This window comes from Deinococcus aerius, from assembly GCF_002897375.1.
In the GTDB taxonomy this organism is placed as follows: Bacteria; Deinococcota; Deinococci; order Deinococcales; family Deinococcaceae; genus Deinococcus; species Deinococcus aerius.
Genome location: NZ_BFAG01000003.1, coordinates 190,039 through 209,026 on the forward strand (window position 1 = coordinate 190,039; position 18,988 = coordinate 209,026).

General features: G+C 71.8%; 15 protein-coding genes. 4 read left to right on the forward strand and 11 right to left on the reverse strand.

Features of this window, described 5'->3' with window-relative positions; all coding sequences use genetic code 11:
- The first annotated feature begins 8 nt into the window (after positions 1 to 8).
- Positions 9 to 767 (forward strand): ABC transporter ATP-binding protein, encoded by a 759-nt coding sequence (locus tag DAERI_RS05810; RefSeq protein WP_103128481.1) that lies wholly within the window; start codon positions 9 to 11, stop codon positions 765 to 767.
- A 63-nt stretch (positions 768 to 830) separates the two neighbouring features.
- Here DAERI_RS05810 and DAERI_RS05815 read toward each other — a convergent pair whose 3' ends face one another.
- The 3 genes from DAERI_RS05815 to DAERI_RS05825 all read right to left on the reverse strand — a co-directional run bounded on the left by DAERI_RS05815 (position 831) and on the right by DAERI_RS05825 (position 4,303).
- Positions 831 to 2,228 (reverse strand): MATE family efflux transporter, encoded by a 1,398-nt coding sequence (locus tag DAERI_RS05815; protein ID WP_103128482.1) that lies wholly within the window; start codon positions 2,226 to 2,228, stop codon positions 831 to 833.
- Positions 2,229 to 2,346: 118 nt separating this feature from the next.
- Entirely contained in the window at positions 2,347 to 3,606 is a 1,260-nt protein-coding gene (locus DAERI_RS05820) for an aspartate aminotransferase family protein (RefSeq protein WP_103128483.1), read from the reverse strand.
- Positions 3,607 to 3,676: 70 nt separating this feature from the next.
- Positions 3,677 to 4,303 carry a pyridoxamine 5'-phosphate oxidase family protein gene (locus DAERI_RS05825; protein WP_103128484.1) on the reverse strand — a complete coding sequence of 209 codons (627 nt, stop codon included), beginning with the start codon at positions 4,301 to 4,303 and terminating at the stop codon, positions 3,677 to 3,679.
- Between the two features lie 18 nt (positions 4,304 to 4,321).
- On the opposite strand from DAERI_RS05825, the gene pdxR reads away from it, so the two are divergent.
- Positions 4,322 to 5,833 (forward strand): MocR-like pyridoxine biosynthesis transcription factor PdxR, encoded by a 1,512-nt coding sequence (gene pdxR, locus DAERI_RS05830; protein WP_103128485.1) that lies wholly within the window; start codon positions 4,322 to 4,324, stop codon positions 5,831 to 5,833.
- On the opposite strand, the gene DAERI_RS05835 is transcribed toward pdxR, so the two are convergent.
- The 7 genes from DAERI_RS05835 to DAERI_RS05865 all read right to left on the reverse strand — a co-directional run bounded on the left by DAERI_RS05835 (position 5,799) and on the right by DAERI_RS05865 (position 13,273).
- Positions 5,799 to 6,560: a DUF6683 family protein gene (locus DAERI_RS05835; protein ID WP_103128486.1), complete on the reverse strand. Its 762-nt coding sequence runs from the start codon at positions 6,558 to 6,560 to the stop codon at positions 5,799 to 5,801. The two genes, pdxR and DAERI_RS05835, sit on opposite strands and share 35 nt — an antisense overlap.
- The gene (locus DAERI_RS22330) at positions 6,557 to 7,318 is read right to left on the reverse strand and encodes a DUF6683 family protein (RefSeq protein ID WP_103128487.1); all 762 of its coding nucleotides are present in this window, start codon (positions 7,316 to 7,318) and stop codon (positions 6,557 to 6,559) included. Before DAERI_RS22330 ends, DAERI_RS05835 begins: the two co-directional genes overlap by 4 nt.
- Before the next feature lie 74 nt (positions 7,319 to 7,392).
- Entirely contained in the window at positions 7,393 to 9,171 is a 1,779-nt protein-coding gene (locus DAERI_RS05845; protein WP_103128682.1) for an ATP-binding protein, read from the reverse strand.
- A 32-nt stretch (positions 9,172 to 9,203) separates the two neighbouring features.
- Positions 9,204 to 10,259, reverse strand: coding sequence for a DNA double-strand break repair nuclease NurA (locus DAERI_RS05850; RefSeq protein ID WP_103128488.1), 1,056 nt, complete (start codon positions 10,257 to 10,259; stop codon positions 9,204 to 9,206).
- Positions 10,260 to 10,401: 142 nt separating this feature from the next.
- Positions 10,402 to 11,028, reverse strand: coding sequence for a cyclic nucleotide-binding domain-containing protein (locus tag DAERI_RS05855; RefSeq protein ID WP_103128489.1), 627 nt, complete (start codon positions 11,026 to 11,028; stop codon positions 10,402 to 10,404).
- A gap of 119 nt (positions 11,029 to 11,147) precedes the next feature.
- Entirely contained in the window at positions 11,148 to 12,062 is a 915-nt protein-coding gene (locus DAERI_RS05860; protein ID WP_103128683.1) for a histone deacetylase family protein, read from the reverse strand.
- Positions 12,063 to 12,118: 56 nt separating this feature from the next.
- Entirely contained in the window at positions 12,119 to 13,273 is a 1,155-nt protein-coding gene (locus DAERI_RS05865) for a ScyD/ScyE family protein (protein WP_103128490.1), read from the reverse strand.
- A gap of 235 nt (positions 13,274 to 13,508) precedes the next feature.
- Here DAERI_RS05865 and DAERI_RS05870 point away from each other — a divergent pair, with 235 nt between their 5' ends.
- Positions 13,509 to 14,453: a carbohydrate kinase family protein gene (locus tag DAERI_RS05870; protein WP_165794089.1), complete on the forward strand. Its 945-nt coding sequence runs from the start codon at positions 13,509 to 13,511 to the stop codon at positions 14,451 to 14,453.
- A gap of 216 nt (positions 14,454 to 14,669) precedes the next feature.
- Here the strand turns inward: DAERI_RS05870 and DAERI_RS05875 are convergent, their stop codons facing one another.
- Positions 14,670 to 16,019 carry an HD-GYP domain-containing protein gene (locus tag DAERI_RS05875; RefSeq protein ID WP_235610270.1) on the reverse strand — a complete coding sequence of 450 codons (1,350 nt, stop codon included), beginning with the start codon at positions 16,017 to 16,019 and terminating at the stop codon, positions 14,670 to 14,672.
- Positions 16,020 to 16,277: 258 nt separating this feature from the next.
- Between DAERI_RS05875 and gyrA the strand changes: the two genes are divergently transcribed.
- Positions 16,278 to 18,707 carry a DNA gyrase subunit A gene (gene gyrA, locus DAERI_RS05880; RefSeq protein ID WP_103128491.1) on the forward strand — a complete coding sequence of 810 codons (2,430 nt, stop codon included), beginning with the start codon at positions 16,278 to 16,280 and terminating at the stop codon, positions 18,705 to 18,707.
- Positions 18,708 to 18,988: the final 281 nt, after the last annotated feature.

The following is an 18,988-nucleotide window of genomic DNA, read 5'->3' on the forward strand; positions in this document are numbered from 1 at the left end:
GGTGTACAGTGACCGCCACGATGACCCGCCCCGCCCGAACCGCCAGCACGGCCCCCCAGGGGATCAGCCTGACGCTGGACGGGGTGACCTACCGCTACGGGCGCTCGCGGACGGCGACGACCCCGGCGGGCCTGGGCCCGGTCGATCTGCGGGTGCAGCCCGGCGAGTTCCTGTGCGTGGTGGGCCCCTCGGGCAGCGGCAAGAGCACCCTACTCTCGCTGCTGGCGGGCTTCCTGCGGCCCCAGACCGGCGAGATCCGGCTGGGCGACACGCCCCTGCGCGGCCCCGACCCGCGCCTCACGCTGGTGCAGCAGGAGCCCGCCCTGTTCCCCTGGCGCACGGTGGCGGGCAACGTGGCCTTCGGCCTGGAGCGCCAGCGCCTGCCCCGCGCCGAGCGGACCGCCCGGGTGGAGGACACCCTGCGCCTCGTGGGTCTGGAGGGCTACGGCCCCCGCCGCGTTCACGAACTCTCCGGCGGGCAGCGCCAGCGGGTCAGCCTGGCCCGGGCGCTCGCCGTGCAGCCGCAGCTCCTCCTCCTCGACGAGCCCTTCAGCGCCCTCGACGACCGCACCCGCACGGTGCTGTCGGACGAGTTGCTGGGCATCTGGTGGGAGAGAAAGGTCACCGTCGTCTTCGTGACCCACAACCTGGAGGAAGCCCTGGCGCTCGGGCAGCGCGTCGTCGCCCTGCGCGGCGGCGAGGTCGTGCTGGATGGCCCCGCGCGGGAGCTGAGCGTGGGGCAGCTCCGGGAGACGCTGGAGGAGTAAGGGACCCCGGTAGGCGGGAAGGAGCCGGGGCGTTGGCCCCGGCTCCTTCCGCCGTCTGCCCCCTCAATCCCCCGCCAGCGCCCCCCGCTGCGCCTCGGCCAGCCCCACCCAGTTCACCCGGCGGCGGCGCCACTCGAAGATGGCGACCTTGGCGAGTTCGTCCAGCACCCGGGCCAGGAACACGCCCCACACGCCGAGCGGGGTGTACAGGCCGAGGAAGATGGCGAGCGGCAGCCCCACCACGAAGGCACCCACCACGTCGCCCGTGATCACGCCCTTGCCGTCCCCCACACTCGGCAGGGCGCCGCCGCCCAGGATCATGTTGCGGACCTTGACGACCTGGGTGGCCGCGTTGATCAGGATGCCGCCCAGTGCGATGGCCCGCACGTCCGCGCCCACTGCCGGGAACAGCAGCGGCAGCAGCAGCCCGCTGAGGGCGAACAGCAGGCCGAAGCCCAGGCCGGTCAGCCCTCCTACCCGGCCCACGCGCCCCAGCCAAGCCCGCGCGCCGGGGCCGTCCCCCGCGCCCAGTGCCCGCCCGATCAGGACCGTCGCCGCGCTCATCAGCCCGAAGGAGCCCACCACGAAGATGCCCTCCAGCGTGCCGACGATCTGGCTGGCGGCCAGGGCCTGGGTGCCCACCCGGGCGAACACGGCGGCGTACATGAAGCCCCCCAGGCTCCACAGGAACTCGGTCAGGCCGATGGGCGCCGACAGGGTGAGGAGGGGGCCTGTCACCGCGCGGCGCTGTCCCGGGGCGGGCAGGGCGAAGGCGGCCAGACGGCGTGGGCCATAGACCAGATAGGCCAGGAGCGCGGCCTTGAGCGTCTGCGCGATCACCAGGGCCCAGGCGGCGCCCACGACGCCGAGTTCCGGCAGCGGGCCGACGCCGAACACCAGCCCCACGGCGGCGAGGCTCTCGACCGCCACCGTCAGCATGGTGGCGACCATCGGCGTGCGGGCATGACCCAGCGAGCGCAGCGCCCCGCTGAGAATCCAGCCGAGCATGCCGGGCACCAGGGACAGCATGGCGACCCGCAGGTAGGGAATCGCCGTGGCGGTCACGTCGGGCGCGCCGCCCGCGAGGCGCAGCAGGCCCCCCGCGCCCAGGATGACCGGCGCCGTCGCCAGCCCGGCGAGGAGCAGGCTAACGACCAGCGCGACCGTCAGCGTGCCGTTCACCCCCGCCCGGTCCCCCGCCCCGGCCCGCCGCGCCACCAGGATGGAGGTGCCCGAGCCCAGCGCCCCCAGGGTGGCGAAGAACAGGAAGCTCACGCTGCCCGCCAGCCCCACCGCCGCGACGGCCACGGCGCCCAGCGTGCCCACGATGACCTGGTTCACGAAGGTCAGGACGAGTTGCAGCACCATCTCCAGGCTGACCGGAACGGCGATGGAGGCGATCTCGCGCCCGGGCGAGCGGGTTTGAATCGATTCAGATGGGGGGGAGGAAACGGCCGACATACCGCGCCAAGGTACACCCGGGCCGCCGGGGGACCCTCAGCCGAATGGCGGAGAGCTAGACACGGGCAGGCGGGGCACGGTCTGGACTTCGTGCCCCGCCTCCCCCCGAGGGTGTCCCCTACTCGGTCTGCTTCTCCTCGCGCACCTCCTGGGCGGGGACCTGGCGGGGATTCACCCTCTCCAGCACCCGCTCGAAGGCCGCAACGACCCCATCAATCTGCTCGCGGCTGATCGTCACGGGCGGCAGGAAGCGCACGACCAGGGGCGTGGCCTGGAGGGTCAGCACGCCCTCCTCGTGTTCCAGGGCGGCGATGTAGGGGGCGCTCTTCTCCTTGAGTTCCACGCCGATCATCAGGCCCAGGCCGCGCACCTCGCGGATCTTGGGGGAGCGGATGGCCCGGAGCCGCTCCATGAAGTACGCGCCCTTCTCGCGCGCCTGCTCGGCCATGCCCTCGTTCCGCATGGCGCGGATCGCGGCGACCCCGGCGGCCATCGCCAGCGGGTTGCCCCCGAAGGTCGTGCCGTGGCCGCCCGCGGGCATCCGGTCGGCGACCTCGCCCGTCATGGCGAAGGCCCCTATGGGCACCCCGCCCGCCATCGCCTTCGCCAGCGTCATGCCGTCGGGAACGACCCCGAAATGCTCCGAGGCGAACATCTTGCCCGTGCGGCAGAACCCGGTCTGGATCTCGTCGAGGATCAGGAGGGCGCCCCGCTCCCGGGTGATCCGGCGGGCCTCCTGGATGAATTCGGGGCTCGCGGGCCGCACCCCGCCCTCGCCCTGCACGGGTTCGACGATGACGGCGGCGGTCTGGTCGGTGACGGCGGCGCGCAGCTCCTCGATGTTCCCGTAGGAGATGAAGTCCACGTTGCGGTTGTCCACCGCGTCGCCGAAGGGCTCGCGGTACTTGGGCTCCCAGGTGAAGGCCAGCGCCCCGAGGCTGCGGCCCGAGAAGCCGCGCTTCATGCTCACAAAACGCTGGCGGCCCGTCCCGGTGATGGCGAACTTCTTGGCCGCCTCCATCGCCTCGGTGCCGGAGTTGCACAGGAAGACGCGGTCGAGGCCGTGCGGGAGCACGCTCACGAGTTCACTCAGAAACTCGGCCCGCTTGTCGTTGGGCAGCGTCTGGGGCATCACGAGGAGTTTCTCGGCCTGCTCCCTGATCGCCCGCACCACGTCCGGGTGGCAGTGGCCGATGTTCGCCACCCCGTACCCGGCCACGCAGTCGATGTACGCCCGGCCCGTCTCGTCCCAGACGGTCGCGCCCTGGCCGCGCACCATGACGACCTGATGCTTGTTGTACACGCCGGAGTCGTAACGCAGCTCGGCATCGAGCCACTTGCTGGCATTCGTCTGCTGGGGTTCACTCTGTACGGTCACGTTGACCTCCTGTCGGGCTCAGTGTAGGGGGTGGGGGCGGGCGAAAGGGGCGCGTGTCCAGCCGGGCGGGTCACGGGCGGGTCGGCCGGAGCCGGGCCTGATCGGGCGTCAGGGCGGGCCACTCCCCCGTCTGCGCGGCGGCGCTCTCCCAGTTCTCCTTGCCGCTCCAGCGTTCGATGGCCAGCGAATAGACCGAGGTGCGGGCAAGGTCCGAATCCGAGATGGGCCGGGTCTGCTCGCCGATCCGCAGGTCCGGGAACACCCGCTCGCTCAGCACGGTCAGGGCCTCCCGCGCCTCGTCCGGGTCGGTGAGGAGCCGCGCGGTGCCGAAAACGATCACGCTGCGGTACTGCACCGACAGTTCGAGGGGGTCATTGCTGGGGAGCAGCGCCCCGATCTCGGACGCCTCGAAGGTGGCGCGGGCGGGCTGGCCCCGTTCCGTATTGGCCCGCAGCCGCCCGGCGATGTTCGTGTGGTACACGAGGTCGTGCCGCTCCGGGCGGTACGCGAAGGCGAGCGGCGTGACGAAGGGGAACGCGCCGTCCTTGTCCTCCCAGACGGTCGCCACGCGGCCCAGGGGCACCCGCAGCAATAGGGCGCGAATCCAGTCGTCGTCCCGCCGGTTCTGGGGTCGGCGCCCTAAAGAAGGGTCGCGGTGGCGGGGGTCGTAGAAGTCGGTCGACGTGGCCCGGGTCATACCCCTTAAGCTAGGGCCATGCTGGACCCCACGACAGGGCCGGAAAGCGCGCGAGGGACAGGTCCACTCGACCTGCTTCCCATCCCCTTGCGGCTCGACCGCTCGGCCCCCACCCCGCTGCACCGGCAACTTGCGGAACAGGTGCGGGCGGCGGCGCTCTCGGGTGCCCTTGCGCCGAACGCGCCGCTCCCGGGTTCGCGCACGCTCGCGGCGGCCCTCGGCGTCACCCGGGGCGTGGTCACGCTGGCGCTGGAGGAACTTGTGGCGGACGGCACGCTGGAGACGCGGGTGGGGCGGGGCACCTGGGTCGCGCGGGGGGCGGCGGTGGCGACCCGGGAGGAGACCGTCCACCTGCCCGCCTGGCTCACCCTCCCCGGCCCGGCCCCGATAGACGGCCCCACAAGTGTCCCCGGCATTCACTTCCGGCCCGGGGTGGCGGGGACACGGGTGCTGGACGGGAAGGCGTGGCGGGCGGCGTGGGCGCGGGCGGCCCGAACCGTGCCCGGTCAGGAGGCAACGGGCGGCGACTACGGCGACCCGGCGGGTGAGCCCGAGTTTCGGGCGGCTCTGGCGGCCTTTGTGGGGCGGGCGCGGGGCCTGCGGACGGACGCAGGCCGGGTCGTCGTCACCCCGGGCAGCCTGGGGGCGCTGGGGCTGATCGCCCGGCTGCTCCCGCCGGGAAGCCCGGTGCTGGTCGAGAATCCCGGCTACCGCGCGGCCCGTCAGGTGCTCCTCGACGCGGGGCACGAGCCTGTCCCCGTGCGCGTGGATGGGGACGGTCTGGTCACGGGCGGCCTCCCCCCCGCCCGTCTCGCCGTGGTCACGCCCAGCCACCAGTACCCGCTCGGCGTGCGGATGAGCCTGCCCCGGCGCCTGGCGCTGCTGCGCTGGGCCCAGACCCACGACGCCCTGATCGTGGAGGACGACTACGACGGCGAGTTCCGCTACGGCGCCCCGCCGCTGCCACCCCTCGCCAGCCTGGAGGGGGCCGGGGAGCGGGTGTTGTACCTGGGCACCCTCTCCAAGCTGCTCACGCCCGCCGTGCGGACGGGGTTCGTGGTCGCGCCACCCGCGCTGGTGCCCGCCCTCACCCGCGCCCGCGCGCTCGGGGACGGCGGGCACGACCGGATGACGCAGGCGGCCCTGACGTTCCTCCTTACCGGGGGCCACCTCGACCGCCACGTCCGCCGCGCCCGGCGCTGGCACGGCGAGCAGCAGGCGGCCCTGGCCCGGACCCTCGCGCCCCTGGCCCCGGGGTCGAGGCTGGGCGGCATCGAGGCGGGGCTGCACGCCTGCCTGCACCTGCCGCCGCAGCTTCCCGCCGGGGAGGTGGCGGCGGAACTCGCCCGGCGCGGGGTGTTCGTGAGCGCGGCGGAGGTGTACACCTTCGGGGGCGAGCCCCCGAACGCCCTGATCCTCGGCTACGGCGGCCTGACGGTGGCCGAGGTCGAGCGGGGCGCGCGGGAGATCGTGCGGGTGGTGCGGGGGGCGGTCCTCAGTCCCGGCGGATCACGAGCCCCTGCGGGGTGAAGCGCACCTTCTGGTAGGGCGCCCCGACCACGGCCTCGAAGAGGGTGCCCAGCAGGTCGCGCGCCTCCCTGAAGGCCGCCTCCGACCGCTGCTGACCGGCCACCTCGTAGCGGGCGACCCCCACGAGCGTGAGGAGGACCAGGCCCTCCTGCATCTCCTGGCGCTCGGCGTCGTTCATGCCCTGGGTCACCGGGTCGGCGAGCAGGCGGGGGCGGATGTGGGCGCGCAGCGCGGCGAGGTCGTTCTTGCCCATCTCGTGCGCCCCGGCCACGAGCGTCTCGTAGCTGGCCGCCGCCGAGAACGCCAGCCCGTCGGCCAGGTCCGAGGTCGAGAGGCCGTACCCCGCGCTCAGCCTGCGGTACTCGTTCATCAGGGTGCCCAGGGCCTCGCGCGCCCGGGGCCGCTGCCGGGGGTCACTCGCCAGCGCCCCCGCGAAGGCGTCGAGGACCGCCGAGCCCGCCGATGGCCGGAAGGTCGTGGTCGCCCGGCCCGCCGCGATCACCGCCCGGCCCCGGGGTTCCAAGCGGGCGCGCTCGGCCTCGACCGCCTTCTGCACCTCCTGCCGCCGGGCCTCCTGCTCGGCGACCGCGTTCATCATGACGGAGTTCATGAGCAAGAAGTTGCCCATCATCATGTTCATCATGTTGAGGTTGTCGGTCAGGAAGTCGTACTGGGCGGACGCGAGCGAGAGCGTCCCCAGCGCGGCAAGAGCCAGGACCCGCCTCACCGAATCACCACGCCCTTCGGGGTGAACTGCACCCGCTCGAACTCGGCGCCCAGCAGGCGGCGGATGTGGGCCCGGGCATTCTGGACGGCCTGCTCGGCGGTCGCGGCGTCCCCCGACGCCTGGCCCGTCTGGTAGGCGTCGAGGACGATCAGGCCGAGCAGCACGAGGTAGTCGTGCGCGTGCTGGCGCTGGGGAAAGGTGAGGCCCTGGAAGCCCTTGTTCCGCAGCAGCCGGGCGCGCATGTCCGCACGCAGCCCCGCGACCTCGGCATCGGAGAGGTCCTTGCGGCCGTCGCTCGCCACCAGGGTGAAGGCGGCGACCGCGAAGGTCAGCGTGTCAGCGAAGTCGGTGGTGCTGAGCCCCAGCTTCTCGGCGATGGCCGGATACCCCGCGAGGGCCTGCTCCAGGCGCCCCCGCAGCTCCCCCTGGACCTGGAGGCTGCCCCCGACCCGGGCGGCGATCTCACCGGGCGCGTTCGACCGGCCCGGGGCGAAGGTCGTGCTGGCCTTTCCCGCCCGGATGGCCGTGTTGCCCCGCGCCACCACCCCCGGGAAGTTCTGGTCGATAAAGGTCAGGTCGGGCACCGTGAAGCCGAACAGCGTCACGTACACGTCGGTGTCGCTGACCCCCAGGCTGTTGAGGGTCACGACCTGCGGGATCAGGGGGGGATCACCCGGGCGCAGGCCCTCGTACACCTGGGCCGAGGCGAGCGTGGAGGCGAGCAGCAGGGGCAGCAGCAGGCGGGAGGCGCGCGGCATGGGACTCCTTTCCGGGGGCGGGCACTGGAGGGCGGAGCCCCAGCCTAGCACCGGCTTTACGCGGCCACGCCCCACTACAGCCCCAGCCAGTCCTTCCCGGCGTCCTCGGTCTCCTGCACCGTCACACTCTCGGCCACCTCGTCGCGGCGGGTGGCCCAGGCGGGGAAGGGGTAGCCCACGAGGACCGGGTTGGGCACGTCGGGCTGCGACACGAGCATGGTTCCCGGCTGGAGGATGCCCGCCCGCGCCCGGAAACTCTGCGGCAGGAAGCGGTACTCGGGCCGCTCGGCCTCCGCGAGGTCCAGGCGCCCCACCACCCGGATCGCCGCGTTGGAGACGATGCGCCGCTCGACCTCGCTGGCGGTCTGCTGCGCCCCGATCAGGATGATGCCCAGGGAGCGCCCGCGCTCGGCGATGTCGAGCAGCACGTCCTTGATCGGGCTGTCCCCCTCGCGCGGGGCATACTTGTTCAGCTCGTCGAGCACGACGAACACCGTGTCCTGCCGCCCGTACCGCTCCTTGTGCTCGAAGAGGTCGCGCAGGAGCACGCCCACGACGAAGCTCTGCGCGTGCGCCCCCAGCTTGTGGATGTCCACCACGGTCGTCTGCACGCCCTGTTTCAGCACCTCGGGGCGGTACCGCGCGGCCTGGGCGGGGGTGAGGTCGCCGCGCACCAGGGGCGAGAGGTGCTTCTGCACCCCCCGCAGGCGGCGGACGAAGGCGCGCAGGGTGCCCTGGTTCTGCTTGAGGACCCACCTGGGGTCGCCCTCGCCCTCGTTCTGCTCCAGCAGCTTGTATTCGAGGTAGGAGACGAGCGCCCCGAAGGTCTCGATGCGCGTCTTGCCCATCTCGTCGAAGCGCAGGTTCTCGGAGAGGAGCACCTCCGTGTCGGGCTGCCAGTCCTCGACGGTGAGGTACGGCGCGTCGTCCCCGGCGGCCAGCCGCGCGAGTTTCTCCTCCATGTTGCCGATCACGAAGCCGAGGTTGAGGCTGCCGCTGCCGTCCGGGAACACGTAGGGGAGCATCCGCCGCCCGCAGAACTCGCGCAGGCTGAACACGAAGGGGGTGACGCCCTGGGACCGCTGCTCCACGTCGGGCACGATCACGTCGCCCTGTCCCCCCTTGGGCGGCGCGAGGAACTGCACGTCGCGGAAGGGCGTGGCGGGGAGGCCCAGCAGCTCGTAGCGTCCGGCGGGCAGGTTCTTGGCCGCCTGCACCCCGCGCTCCACGCCCTCGACCTCGCGGTTGGGCTGGTCGAGGAAGAGCAGATCCTCGCCCTTCACGTTGAAGATCAGGGCGCGGGTGCGGTGCCCCTCGTTGCGGTCCTCCAGCACCCCGCCCCGGAAGATCGCGTGCAGCAGGAAGAGGGCGTAGCTCGTCTTCGTCGCCACCCCCGAGATGCCGCTGATGTTGATGTGGCCGCCCTGCTCGCCGTTCACGAACTGGTAGTTGATCGGCAGCACCTGGCCGTCCGCGAGGAGGCCGCCCGGAAAGGACCGCTTCATCTTGTCCGCGCTGAGGGCCAGCCGCAGGTCGTCGCCCCGGGCATGGCGCACCTCGTCCCCGGGCTGGGGGGGAATGAAGTTCTCGGGGGCCACCCGCGTGACGAGGACGCGGGCCGCGTAGCTCACGGAGGCGGGGAGCAGCCCGGCCACCACGTCCTGCACGTCGGAGTCGAAGGTCACGCCCTCGTGCCGGGTGCGGACGTGATCCACGATGCCGTAGAAGTGGACGGGCTGGCCGCCAGGCTTGCGGGTGGCCACGACCACCAGATCATCCATGCTCACGCTCGCGCCGGGGGCCACCGCGAACCAGAAGGTGACGGGCGTGGCGTCCTCGGTGCCCAGCACCATGCCGATGCGCTCGCCCTGCACAGGAGTCTGGGTCACGCGACCACCGCCGTCCCGTACTGCCCCGCCAGGTGCGCCCGGATGCGCCGGGTCACCAGCTCGGAACTGCCCATCGCACGGGTCATGGCCTGCTCGAGCGCGGCGGTCGGGATCAGGTTCTGGGGGGCGCGGGGGTCCTTGTGGGCCTTGCTGGCGAGGCGGCACAGCAGCGCCCCCGAGAGGTCGGCGATGTCCTGCACCCCGCGCGGCACGAAGTCCACGTCCTCGGGCGCGTGCATCTCCAGCCGCATCACGCCCGCCAGCGGGTGCTGGTAGAAGGGCGGGTCGCACAGCCGGACGTACCAGGTGAAGCGCTGCTCGCGGCCCCCGCCCGCGTGGCCCTCGCCCCGGTCGCCCACCGTGAAGCGCAGGATGGGCGTGCGCTCCCCCGGTTTCAGCTCCGAGAGCAGGCCGATGCGGTCGGCGCCCAGGTAATCCGTGTGCAGCGTCTTGACGTAGCCCACGACGGCCCGGCCCGCCTCGCCCACGCGCACCGGGCCGTCTTGCAGCACCAGCGTCTCGGGCAGCGCGTCCGGGTCCGTCTCGTCGAGCGGCAGGGGCGAGGCGAGGTCCGCGCTCAGGGCCTGCTCGTCGTCCAGCATGAGGCGCTGGACCTTGGCGCGGGCGCCCTCGACCTGCGCGCCGCTGAAGGGATGCGGCTGATATTCCAGGCGGCCCGAGTGCGGATTCCGGGGGCTGAGGCGGGCGGGCTCCAGCCGGTGGTCGCCGCTGTAGGCCAGCACCCGCCGGGCGCGGACGCCCTGCAGTTCGGCGCGGCGGCTGCCGTGCGGGCAGAGGTCCACCGCCCCCACCACGTAGGCCCCGAACCCCGCCACGCTGAGGGTTCCCGCCTCGTCGTCCAGCAGGAGGCGGGCCTCCATGCGCGGCTTGCCGTCCACCACCAGAATGCGCCGCACCCGCTCTGGAATGCCGCGCGTCGGGAGGGCGACCCAGCGTTCCGTTTCGGCGCTATACACCAGCCCGGCGAAGGGCTGGAGGGTGAGTTGGCCGTCGAAGGTGTCGACCGGCCAGGGGTCCAGACGAATCCGCATGGGGGGCATTCTACGCGGGGTGCCGAGGCTCCGGCGAGAATTTGGCGTCCCGGCCAGCGCGAACGTCCCGCACCCGGCCAACAGTTCCCATGCGCGTCAGCAAAAAACCCGGGACTCGCCCGGGTCAGGAATGCTCCCCTTCCTACTCGCCGTGATACCCGCTCAGCGCCCGCAGCCCCGCCTCGTCCGTCAGCGTCAGGCAGCGGTAGGCGGGGGTGAGCAGGCCGTCGTCGCGCATCTCGCCGATCAGCTTGGAGACGCTCTCGCGGGTGGCGCCGGTGCCCTCGGCAATGAGTTCGTGGGTGGCGCGCACGTACCGGGTGCCGTCGCGGTGGGCCCCGCCCAGGCTGCTGTCCGCCAGGTTCAGCAGGTAACGGGCGATCCGCTCGCGCAGTTCGCCGTCCTGGATGTGAACCCCGTCGGTCATCATGCGCTGGAGCTGGGCGCCCAGGCTGCGGGTCACCTCCCACAGCTCGGCCGGGCCGAGATGCTGTGGGTGCAGCGGCGTGACGCTGGCGTCGGTCAGGGCGACGACCTGATGGGCGCGCGCCTGGCCCTGCAGGGTCTCCTCCCCGAAGATGTCGCCGGGCCGCACGTGGCGCACGGTCAGGGTGCGGCCCTGCGGCGTCAGGCGCACCGCGCGCAGCAGGCCGCTGTCCAGCCGGTAGAGGCTGGGGGCCGGGTCGCCCGCGTAGTACAGGGTGTCGCCGCGGCGCAGGGGGCGGCGGAGGGGCTCGTTCGGGAGAGGCGGGGAGGTGTATAGGCTCATGTCGCGCTCCGGGCGGGGGGGGAAGGGGCGGCGGTCAACCGTTCGGGTCCGACTGTACCCAATTGGTTCAAGGTCGAAGCGTTCCACCCATACTCTGTGAAGAATCTGTCAACTGCTCCTCAGGGAAAGACCTCCAGTCCGTCCTCCACCACGCTGGCGTGCGCCCGCACCGTGAGGGCGTGGTCGCGGTTGTAGCCGCCCGCCATCATCGTCACCACCGGGATGCCCGCGTCCCGCGCCCAGGTCAGCACGGTCCGGTTGCGCTCGCGCACGCCGTCCAGGGTCAGGGCGAAGCGGCCGAAACGGTCCCCGGCCAGCACGTCCACCCCGGCGAGGTAAAGGAGCAGATCGGGGCGGAAGGCCTCCAGGGCGGGCAGGGCCTTCCCGCGCAGCACGTCCAGGTACTCGCCATCGGTCACCCCGTCGGGGAGCCCCAGGTCGAGGCTGCTCGTCTCCTTGCGAAAGGGGTAGTTGCGCTCGCCGTGGATGGAGAGGGTAAAGGCGGACGGCTCGGCTCCCAGGAGTGCCGCCGTCCCGTTGCCCTGATGCACGTCGAGGTCGAGGATCGCTACCCGCCGCGCCAGCCCGCCGTCCAGCGCGAGCCGGGTGAGGATCGCCGCGTCGTTGAGCAGGCAAAACCCCTCGGCGCGGTCGCGGAAGGCGTGGTGGGTGCCGCCCGCGAGGTTGGCGCCCCAGCCGTGCGCGAGCGCGTCGTGCAGCGCCGCCAGACTGCCGCCCGCCGCCCGCCGGGCCCGCTCGACCACGCCGGGGCTCCAGGGCAGCCCGAAGGCGCGTTCCTCGTGCCGGGTCACCTCGCCCCGGCGCCAGCGCCGCAGCCAGGCGGGGTCATGCACCCGCGCCGCGTCCGCCCAGCTCAGGAGCGGCGTGTCGAGCACGGGCAGGGACGGGCGCAGATGCTCCGCGACCCCCGCGTACTTGTAGGCCGGGAAGCGGTGCCCCTCGGGCAGCGGAAAGGTGTACGCGGCGGGCGTGTAGGCCCGGAAGGGGTGGGGGAAGGCAGCGGGGGCGGTCACCCGGGCAGTCTCGCGCCTGGCGGGGAGCGGGGAAGCGCCGCCCGCCACCTTCTCGCCTACTGCCCCTTGTACCGCGTCAGGAAGTCGTACCGCACCACCCGGCCGCCAGGGCTGACCCCGTTCACCGCGATAAAGGCGTCGCCGCGGCTGTTAAAGGCGATGGAGGTCGGGAAGTTCAGGCCGCCCAGGACGACCTCCTTGCTGTTCTTGGCCGAGATGCGGACGACCGAGCCGCTGCCCGGGCCGGTCGGCGCGAGCTGCACGGCGTACAGGTTGCCGTCGGGACCCTTGCGCACGTCGGTGAGCTGCGACAGCCCGGTCGCCCAGTCCGTCTGCTGGCCCGTGGCCGGATCGACGCGCACGACTTTGGCGGTGCCCGGAACCTCGCCGCCGGGGAGCAGCGCCACGTACAGCGCCCCGTCCGCCCCCACAGTGAGGCCTGTCGGGACGGCCTGCGCCTGAATGGTGTCGTTCGGGTCGGCGGTCTCCGTGTTGGGTACCGTGAGGGGGGCGAAGACCGTCACCAGCGAGACGGCGCCCGTGGCCGGGTCCACCCGCAGGAGGTCGTTGCCTGCCGCGTCGGCGACGTACAGTTGGCCGTTCAGCGAGGTGATGCCGTAGGGGTGCGAGTCGATGCCGGGCTGGCCGTTCGGGGTGGGAGGCACCGCGGGCACCTTGTCCGGGTTGTTCGCGGCCTCGAAGGCGAAGAGGTTGGCCACCTCCGTCGTCGCGTTGCCATTGACCCTCAGGACGGCGGCCACCTTGTCTGGCCGCGTCAGCGGGGGGCCGGGGAGAGCGGTCCACTGGCCGGCCGTGACGTACACGTTGCCGCCCAACGTGGTGATCCGGGCGCCGCCACTGTTGCCGAACGGGGTGCCCACGGACGGCAGCGTGGTGACCGTCTGCTGCTGCCCGCCGGTATCCACCCGGACCAGCTTGGCGGTGTTGCCCAGCGTGATCTGAACATCCGGCTGGCCCGGAGCGCCCGGGAGGGTGGCGACAACCTGATCCCCGCCCGTGCCGCTGTCGATCACCCAGATGTTGCCGCTGCCGTCCACCTCCACCCCCTGCGGCGCGGAGAGGCCGCTGGCGACCGTCTCACCGTGCGCGGGCGGAACGGTCTGGATCAGGCGCCCACAACCGGTCAGCAGGGCGAGACCGAGCAGGAACACGGCCGAAGGGGCGGGGCGAGCGGTGGCGGGGCTGGGCATGGGGTCCTCCTGCCCGGTTCACGGGAACCGGCAAGCGTGAGCATGGGCGGACTCGCCTGAAACCGACCTGGAGAGCCTGGCAGCCGACAAACCCCCACCAGCCCCAGTCCTCAATAGAAGTATATGCTACTTTTCGGCTCCCTCACCAGATACGGCCGTCTTCCGCGGGAAAGGCCCACCGTCAGGACCACCGGGGGCGGTGCATCCCGGCGCCGGGAGTGGCAATCTGGGCGGCATGACTGTGCAGATGCCCCTGATCGTGAGCGCCGGGGAGGCGCTGACCGACCTCGTGACCGCCGGAGGCAACGTCTGGCACGCGCACCCGGGAGGCGCGGCCTGGAACGTCGCGCGGGCCTGCGCGCGGCTGGGGGTGCCCAGCGCCTTTGCGGGCGCGGTCGGCCAGGACAACTTCGGGGAGGACCTGCGGCGGGCGGGCGGGGAGGCCGGGCTGGACCCCCGCTTTCTCCAGCAGGTGCCCGCCCCGACCCTCATGGCGGTCGTGTATCAGCTCGACCCGCCCGCCTACCGTTTCCTGGGGGAGAACAGCGCCGACCTGCACTTCGACCCGGCGCGGCTCCCGCAGGGGTGGGAGGGGGCGGCCCGCTGGCTGCACGTGGGCGGCATCAGCCTCGCCCGCTGGCCGCTCGCCGACACCCTGCTGGGCATGATCGGGACCGCGCGCGGGGCAGGGGTCAAGGTCAGCTTCGACCCCAACGCCCGCATCACGCACCGCCACCCCGACTACCCCGCCGTGTTCGAGCGGGTCATCCGCCAGGCCGACCTCCTCAAGTTCAGCGACGAGGACCTGAGCTTCTTCTTCCCGGGCCTGTCCGAGGAGGACGCCCTGCGGCGCGTGCGCGGCCTGAACGCCCGCTGCCCCATCGTGGTGACGCGCGGCGCGCAGGGGGCGACCCTGTACCAGCCCGCCGGCCGGGCGGACCTGCCGACCGTGCCCGTCGCGGTGGCGGACACGGTCGGCGCGGGGGACGCGCTCTGCGCCGGGCTTCTCGTGAGCGCGACCGAGCGCCCGGACGCCCGGTGGACCGAGCACCTGCAGCTCGGGCTGCGCGCCGCCGCCGCCGCCTGCGCCCGCCCCGGCGCCTACGCCCCCACCCGCGCGGACCTGGAGGCATTGGGGGGCGGACGGCCCGGGCTGGGTGGATCAGGAGAGTCAGGTTGAGGACGCTTTTTTCTCCCGCTCCCCCTGCGGGAGACTCGCAGAGCTGCTTGCAGACCGGTACGGCCCCGCAGGGGGAGAGGGGGCGTACGGCGGGCGCAGTATGTCTCCCCGTCCAACCTCCTCCCCCTCCTGCTCAATCCGCTGGCTCTCTGGGCGGGGCGGTCTTGGCTTTGCCCGGTTCAATACGGGCCGGGCGGCGGCTCCTCCCGGCCAGGCTTACACCACCAGGCGCACGTCGTCCTGTTCGGTCATCAGGTGGAGGAAGGCCTCGACGTACTGGGGGTCGAACTGCCGCCCGGCCCCCGCGCGGATCTCGGCCAGGGCGCGGTGGCGGGTCCAGGCGGGCTTGTAGGGCCGCGCACTGATGAGGGCGTCGTACACGTCCACGATGGCGAACAGCCGCGCGGTCTCGGGGATGTCCTTGCCGCGCAGCCCGGCGGGATAGCCGCCGCCGTCCCAGCGCTCGTGGTGGTACCGCACCAGGTCGAGGGTCCCGGCGGGCAGGAAATGCAGGTCCTGCAGCATGTCGTACCCGAGCGCCGCGTGGGTCTGGATGATTCGGCGCTCCTCGGGGTCGAGGGGGCCACGCTTGTGCAGGATGCGGTCGGGAATCGCCAGCTTGCCCAGGTCGTGCAGATACGCGCCCCAGCGCAGCGCCCCCACGCGCTCCTCGTCCCAGCCCAGCCGCTCGGCGAGCCGCACGCTGGTGCTCACCACCCGCGTCGTGTGGCCGCCGGTATCGTCGTCGCGGCGTTCCAGGGCCGCCCCCAGCGAGCGCAGGGTGAGGTCGTTGGCCTCGCGCAGGTCGCGGATCGCCTGCCACTGCCCGAGCTGCGCGCCCATCAGCCGCGCGAAGGAGGCGACGACCGCGATCTCCGCCGCCGCGAAGGCCCCCTCGGGGCGGGCCAGGACGAGCATCCCCAGGTGCTGCGCCGCGCCGCCGTACACCTCCGCAACGTGGTAGCTGGCGCGCTCCTCCCGGCGCAGGAGCGTCAGCACCTCCCCGGCCACCCAGTGGTCGGCCTGCACGCTGCGGCTGTCCTCGTCGCCGGGGTAGATGGGCCGCTGCATGTGGGCGGCGTAGGCCCCGCGCCCCGCCAGGATGACCGGCGTGCCCTGGCGGTAGGCCACAAAGGCGATGTGCGGCGCCACGTCCAGCCCCTGGAGAATTTCCACCCCAGCCCGGCTGATCGCCTCCACGTTCCCGGCCTGCGCCAGCCGTTCGCTGCCGCTCTGGAGCGCCTCGGCCGTCCGGCGCGTCCAGGTCAGCCGCGTAACCGTGACCTTCTCGCGGACGGTCAGGCCCCCCAGCGCCCCGGCCACCAGCAGCCCCCCGAGCAGGTCGGGCAGCTCGCCCGGCCCGTGCAGCACGAGCGAGGCCAAAAAGCCCATGAGGTAGGCGGCGGGCGCCGTCCAGCGCAGCCCCCCGCCCAGCGGCCACGTCACCCCGGCCAACAGCAGCGCCGCGCCGATCAGCAGCCCCAGGTGTCCGACCAGCGCCGCGTATCCCAGAACGCCCAGCCCCAGCACCAGCCACAGGTACGTCAGCACGAGTCGGCGGTTCACGGGGCCACCATAGCACCTGGATGAAGACCTCCTAAATATAATTCCGTACATTCTCATGAGCGCTGCGGCGGGGCGGGCGCGCCGACTCAGCGCCCATTTTTCGGACTTCGCAGTAGACTGTCCCCTGCGAAGGAAGGAGCAGTTATTACGCTGCAAGCATAATGTGATAGACTGATTCCATTCCCGGCCCGCCGGGTTTCCCCTTCCTCTCGTCGTCAGCGAGCCCCCGTTCGGCTGACGCCCACAGACTGGAGCCTCATGACTGGAATCCATCCCGTTGACATCACCAGCGAAGTCAAGACCAACTTCATCAACTACGCGATGAACGTCATCGTGGACCGCGCGCTGCCCGACGTGCGTGACGGTCTCAAGCCCGTGCAGCGGCGGATCATGTACGCGATGCTGCTGGAGGGCCTCGCCCCCAACCACAAGCACGCCAAGAGCGCTTCCGTGGTCGGCGAGGTGATGAAGAAGTACCACCCGCACGGCGACACCTCCATCTACGACGCGATGGTCCGCCTGGGCCAGTGGTGGAACATGCGCTACGCACTGGTGGACCCGCAGGGCAACTTCGGCTCCATCGACGGCGACCCGCCCGCCGCCATGCGCTACACCGAAGCGCGCATGACGAAGGTGGCCGAGGAGGTCCTGGCCGACCTCGAAAAGGAAACCGTCGACCTCAAGCCCAACTACGACGAGACGACCGAGGAGCCCTCGGTGCTGCCGTCGGCGGTGCCCAACCTCCTGATCAACGGGGCGGCGGGCATCGCGGTGGGCATGGCGACGAACATCCCGCCGCACAACCTGACGGAGATCAGCAACGGGCTGCTCGCGCTGATCGACAACCCCAGCATCACGCTCGACGAGATGATGACGCACGTGCTGGGGCCGGACTTCCCGACCGGCGGGCGCATCAGCAGGCAGGGCATCCGCGAGGCGTACGCGACCGGGCACGCGGGGCTCAAGGTGCGCGGCAAGGCCCGCATCGACGAGAAGAACGGGAGAAGCCAGATCATCATCTCCGAGATCCCCTATCAGGTGAACAAGACGAACCTGATCCAGACGATCTCGGCGATGTACAAGGCGGGCAAGATCCCCGACATCTCGGCCCTGCGTGACGAGTCCGACCGCAAGGACCCGGTGCGCATCGTGATCGAGCTCAAGCGCGGCGCGATCCCCACCCTGGTCCTGAACCAGCTCTACAAGTACACCCAGCTCCAGTCCACCTTCACGGTCATCAACCTGAGCATCGTGAACGGCGAGCCGCGCGTGCTGCCGCTCATCGACACCATGCGCGCCTTCCTGGACCACCGCCGCGACGTGGTGACCCGGCGCACCGCCTACGACCTGCGCAAGGCCGAGGAACGCGCCCACGTGTTGGAGGGCCTGATCAAGGCGCTCGACCACATCGATGAGGTCATCTCGCTCATCCGGGGCAGCAACACGGGCGCCGAGGCGCGCGACGTGCTGATGGCCCGCTTCGGCCTCACCGAGATTCAGGCGCAGGCGATCCTCGACATGCGCCTCCAGCGCCTCGTGGGTCTGGAGCGCGAGAAGCTCATGAGCGAGTACGACGAGCTTCAGAAGACCATCGCGCGGCTGCGCTCCATCCTGGGCGACGTGAAGCTGCTGTGGCGCGAGATCAAGAAGGAGATCCGCGACATCCGCGACCGCTACGGCGACGACCGCCGCAGCACGATCACCGACCTGGAGGACGACATCTCCAAGGAGGACCTGATCGCCGTCGAGGACATGGTCATCACGATGACGAAGGCGGGGTACCTCAAGCGCACCAAGCTCGACGCCTACCGGGCGCAGGGCCGCGGCGGGCGCGGGTCGAGCGGCGGCAGGCTGCGCGAGGAGGACATCAACACGAGCGTCTTCGTGGGCTCCACGCACGACTACCTGCTGTTCTTCACGGACCAGGGCCGCGTCTTCCACGAGAAGATCTACGACCTGCCCGAGGCGGGCCGCGACGCCAAGGGCACCCACATCCGCAACCTGATCCCGGGGCTGCGCGAGGACGAGAACATCGCCTCGGTCCTCAGCGTGAAGGGCTTTGACGAGCCGGGCTGCTTCGTCTTCGCCACCAAGCGCGGCATGGTGAAAAAGACCCTGATCACCGAGTACGGCAACATCACCTCGGCGGGCCTGATCGCCATCAACCTCCAGCCCGGCGACGAGCTGATCGGCGTGGACATCCAGCGCGACGGCGACGACGTGGTCCTCGCCACCCGCGAGGGCCAGGCGATGCGCTTCGCGGCGACCGAGGTGCGCGACACCGGCCGCGCCACCCAGGGGGTCATCGGCATCCGCCTGCGCGAGGGTGACGAGGTCGTGAGCATGGCGCTGGTGCCCGGCGGCGACGAGGGCAGCGAGCTGCTGGCGGTCAGCGAGTACGGCCTGGGCAAGCGCACCCCGGTGAGCGACTACCCCAGCAAGGGGCGCGGCGGCCTGGGCGTGATCACCCTCGACGTGACCGACAAGACGGGCAAGCTGGTCGCCCTGACCCACGTGGCCGGGAACGAGGAGCTGATGGTCCTCACCGAGAAGGGCACCGTGATCCGCACCCGCGTCGAGGAGGTCCGCGTGACGGGCCGCAACGCGCAGGGCGTGCGTGTCATCAATATCGGCGAGAAGGACCGCGTCATCAGCGCCTTCCCCATCCGCCGCGAGGACGAGCTGTAAGAGCGCCGCCTCCTTCGGCAGTGCCCGGTCGCAACGGCCGGGCGCTTCTTTTCGGGGTCCAACCCCGGGCGAGTCGGCGCCTACCCCACCTTGCAACATCCATTTGGGGGGACGCCTTCTATGAGCGCCTCCTGAGGTCGGCGCCGGGCTGGTGGCCCCCTCTTTCCCGTTGTGGCGCGGCTCCACCACCCCTCCCCCACGGTCGAGCTTTGTAAGCTAAATACTGCTTAAAGAAACAAAAGTGTTTACAAAATGCCTGACTTCGGTTACACTGTGACCTG